The following is a 3,294-nucleotide window of genomic DNA, read 5'->3' as shown; positions in this document are numbered from 1 at the left end:
CGCCCGCAGCGCCGGTGCGCCAGGCGGTGAGCAGGGTGCCGTCGAGGATGGCCAGCGGGGAGGCGGTGTCCGGGTCGCTGAGGATGTAGAGGGCGCGGACGGTGGGCAGGCCGTGCTTCTCCGGGTTGCGCGGATGGGCGTTGACCCACTTCACGCCGGCGGCGCCGTCGAGGAACGCGGGCATGGCGCGGAAGTCGCCGTCGTAGGAGGGCAGGGACAGGTACACCTTGGGCGGCATCAGCGACTCGCCGAGGCCGTGGGCGCGGAAGGCCCGCTCGACGGCGGTGAGGCCGAGCTCGACGGTGTAGAGGCTGCGGAGGTCCTTCGCGCTGAGGATGAGGGTGGGCATGGCCGCGCTATATAGCGCTAGAGGCGCCGTGGCTGACATTGGAAGGAATCAGGGAATGGACCTGTCTACTTCACCGCTGTTCGAAAGGCTCGCACGGGCGCGGCATGTGCTCATCGCGGGCGCGGGCGGTGGCTTCGACGTGTTCAGCGGGCTGCCGCTGTTCTTCCGCCTGCGCGAGCTGGGCAAGCAGGTGTCCCTGGCCAACCTGAGCTTCACGCGGCTGGAAGTCGTGGAGGGAACCTGGCTGGCGCCGGGCCTCATGGAGGTCGAGGCCCATACGAAAGGGCCAGCTCATTACTTCCCGGAGGGGCTTCTGGCGCGCTGGTTCAAAGGCCGGGGTGAGCGCGTCCCGGTGTATTGCTTCGAGCGAACGGGCGTGGCCCCGCTGCGCGCGGCGTATGCGTTGCTATGGGAGCGGCTCGGCTTCGATGCCGTGGTGCTGGTGGACGGAGGCACCGACATCCTCATGCGCGGGGATGAGGTGGGGCTGGGTACGCCCGAGGAGGACATCAGCAGCCTGTCCGCCGTCGACGCGCTGCCATTGGAGGACAAGCTGGTGGTGTGCCTGGGTTTCGGCGTCGACCGGCACCATGGCGTCTGTCATGCGCACTTCCTGGAGTCCGTGGCCGCGCTCAGCCAGCAAGGGGCCTACCTGGGGGTCACCGCGTTGTTGGAGCCCATGTCCGAGGTCGCCCTGTATCGCGACGCAGTGACGTACGTGTGCGAGCGCATGCCACGCGCGCCCAGCATCGTGTCCTTGTCCGTCGTGAGCGCCGTGGAAGGGGCATACGGAGACGTCCACCGCACGGTCCGAACCGAGGGCAGTCAGCTGTGGATCAACCCGCTGATGAGCATGTACTGGGCCTTCGACCTGGCGGCGGTCGCACGGCGATGCCTCTATCTGGACGCGCTCCGCGACACGCAGACTGCGTGGGAGGTGGCGGACCGCATCGAGACCTTCCGGAACGAGGGCCAGCCCATTCGGCCGTGGGAGGACATCCCCGTGTGAGCGTCGCCGGGCGGGCCGCGTCAGTGGTGTGCGTCCACCCACTCCGCCAGGATGTCCGCGTCATGCCGGGTGCGCAGCGCCAGGCACCAGCGGAACGCGTCGAAGGCGTCCTCTTCTGGCCCCATGCGGCGCAGGGCCTCCTCACGGATGCGCTCCTGCTCCGTCTCTGGAAGCGTCCCCAGCCACGGCGCGAAGTAGGTGCGCAGCATGGCGCCCGGAGTGCGCACGCCCCCGGGCTTGAAGGGATTGCCGAAGCGGCCGGGCACCGGGTTGAGCGGGCTCGGCTTCGCATGGGCGTGGAAGGCCCGGCCCACGTACACGTCGCAGCCGTCGTGGACATGGACCGCCGTGGTGCGCGTCACGGTCATCGGCGTGGCCTCGCGAGCGCTACTTCTTGCGCTTCTTGCCCGCGGCGGGCGCGACGACGGGCTCCGGGGGCTTCTCCGCGGCGGCCTTCAGTGTGTCGCGCTCCTCCATCACCTTCGCCACCTGCCCCTCCAGCTCGCTGACGCGCTCCTTCAGCGTCGCGTTCTCCGCGCGCAGCGTGTCCGCGTCCTTGCGCAGCGTGTTCGCCTCCACGCGCGCCCGCGTCAGCTCGCGCGACGACGTGCAACCCACGGCGAGGGGAACCACCGCCAGCGACACCACCGTCATCCATGCCTTCATGTGATTCAGCTCCTGGACGCCCGGACCCAGGGACTTGAGCCCCGTCGGCCTGGCGCCGTGGCGCGGAGCGTAGACATGGAGCCCGCGTCACGGGAAATCGCGTCAATTGATTGCATCTCCAACGACGTTGTCGCTGAGCTCTTGAATCCAGACGTGCTCCGGTCCCCAGGTGAAGAGGAGCCGGTGCTTGGAGAGGACCGTGAAGCCTGGGGCCTCCACCGGCCGCGTCACGGTGAGGATGCGCGTGCCGGGGCGGCAGGTGCGGAAGCGCTCCACCAGCCGGGCGCGTGTCTGGGGTGTCAGCGCCGTCCAGTTGGTGAAGACGTGCGTGGCGTCCTGGAGGTCCGCCTGCGTCGCGTCGCCAAGCACGAGCTGCGCCCCAGCCTCCTCCACGGGCTTTCGCGCCAGGTCGACGTGGTGCTGCATCAACTCCACGCCGCGAGCCTCCGCGCCCAGCCAACGCGCGGCCAGCAGCGTGCGGCCCCGCCCCGCGCCCAGGTCCACCAGCCGCGAGCCACGGCCCAGCCCCGCCTTCCAGAAGAGCCACACGCCCGTGTGCACCGGCATCTCGCCGTACATCAGCTCCTTGAAAATCTGCCCGCTCGCCTGGAGGACGCGCGTCGTTTCGAACGAGCGCTTCAGGCGGTAGGGGGAGACGCGCACCTCGCGCAGCCACAGGCCCAGGTAGGGCGGGAGCAGCCGGGGCCGGCGCAGCAGCAGCAGGACGTCAAAGAGACGGGTGAACAGCTCGATGAACACGATGCTGATGCGCAGGACGACCAGCGCCGGCAGGGACATGCCGTAGTCGTCGTCCTGTTCGGGCGGGGGAGCGGGGGGCTGCGTCACGATTCCTCGAAGTCCGTGAGGATAGCACTCCGAGGAACCGCGCCTGTGCTCCGCGTCAGCGGATGCGCAGTGGCGACGAAGGCATCCCAGGCGGAGTGTTGCTTCAGCGAGGCCAGCGCGTGCCGCCGCAGCAATGAAGTCGCCGCTCCCGCCACGCGGTTCCAGGAGGACCTGGCTGGCAGGTCGAACTCGCCTGACGTGCGGGCGTGCCACCAGATTCACTCAGGCATTCGCCCAGGCGACGACGGCGCGCCCCAGCCGGTTCGCGGCGAGGTCCTCGTGTCACGCCTGGGAGCTAGGTTTGACGGGGCGCCTCGCATGGACTCGAGGCCACGGGGTGCCGATGCGACTGATTTGGGTGTTCTTGCTGCTGCTCATCGGGCCCGCGTGCTCGACGGTGCGTGTGGTTCGGCTGGACACGGGA

General features: G+C 69.4%; 4 protein-coding genes and 1 pseudogene. 1 reads left to right on the top strand and 4 read right to left on the bottom strand.

Annotated features, from left to right (window positions below):
* Window positions 1–349, bottom strand: a pseudogene (locus tag HV824_RS35315) (ornithine cyclodeaminase family protein); the annotation flags it as partial.
* A gap of 55 nt (window positions 350–404) precedes the next feature.
* On the opposite strand from HV824_RS35315, the gene HV824_RS35310 reads away from it, so the two are divergent.
* Window positions 405–1,358: a DUF1152 domain-containing protein gene (locus HV824_RS35310; RefSeq protein ID WP_176425227.1), complete on the top strand. Its 954-nt coding sequence runs from the start codon at window positions 405–407 to the stop codon at window positions 1,356–1,358.
* Between the two features lie 20 nt (window positions 1,359–1,378).
* Here the strand turns inward: HV824_RS35310 and HV824_RS35305 are convergent, their stop codons facing one another.
* From HV824_RS35305 to HV824_RS35295, 3 genes are all read right to left on the bottom strand, one after another.
* Window positions 1,379–1,726 carry a DUF4326 domain-containing protein gene (locus tag HV824_RS35305; protein WP_255208607.1) on the bottom strand — a complete coding sequence of 116 codons (348 nt, stop codon included), beginning with the start codon at window positions 1,724–1,726 and terminating at the stop codon, window positions 1,379–1,381.
* A 19-nt stretch (window positions 1,727–1,745) separates the two neighbouring features.
* Window positions 1,746–2,024 (bottom strand): hypothetical protein, encoded by a 279-nt coding sequence (locus HV824_RS35300; RefSeq protein ID WP_176425226.1) that lies wholly within the window; start codon window positions 2,022–2,024, stop codon window positions 1,746–1,748.
* Between the two features lie 102 nt (window positions 2,025–2,126).
* Window positions 2,127–2,822 carry a class I SAM-dependent methyltransferase gene (locus HV824_RS35295; protein WP_176425228.1) on the bottom strand — a complete coding sequence of 232 codons (696 nt, stop codon included), beginning with the start codon at window positions 2,820–2,822 and terminating at the stop codon, window positions 2,127–2,129.
* Between the last annotated feature and the right edge of the window lie 472 nt (window positions 2,823–3,294).

It is taken from the genome of Myxococcus sp. AM009 (assembly GCF_013372605.1).
Taxonomy (GTDB): Bacteria; Myxococcota; Myxococcia; order Myxococcales; family Myxococcaceae; genus Myxococcus; species Myxococcus vastator.
Note: the sequence above shows the minus strand (reverse complement) of the source record. Positions and strands in the feature narration are given on the sequence as shown.